The sequence below is a fragment of the Halomonas sp. SIMBA_159 genome (genome assembly GCF_046536035.1).
Classification (GTDB): domain Bacteria; phylum Pseudomonadota; class Gammaproteobacteria; order Pseudomonadales; family Halomonadaceae; genus Vreelandella; species Vreelandella venusta_A.
The window spans coordinates 1-287 of the sequence record NZ_JAWJBT010000337.1; the positions used below are offsets into that span (position 1 = coordinate 1).

1 pseudogene is annotated in these 287 nt (G+C 55.4%); it reads left to right on the forward strand.

The window, feature by feature from the left end:
• Positions 1 to 287 (forward strand): annotated as a pseudogene (locus R0J87_RS19525) (2,3-bisphosphoglycerate-independent phosphoglycerate mutase); the annotation flags it as partial.

Below are 287 nucleotides of genomic sequence, written 5' to 3' on the forward strand. Positions count from 1 at the left end.
CTGATGGCCAGATGGGTAACTCAGAAGTGGGCCATACCAATATCGGTGCCGGCCGCGTGGTGTATCAGGATCTGACCCGCATAGCAAAATCCATCTCCGACGGTGAATTCCAGCATAATCCTACACTGGTCAAAGCCATGGACAGCGCTATCTCAGCGGGGAAAGCCGTTCACATCATGGGCCTGATGTCACCGGGCGGTGTTCACAGCCACGAAGATCACATTGAAGCGGCCGTGAAAATGGCGGCAGACCGCGGTGCCGAGCATATTTACCTGCACTGTTTCCTG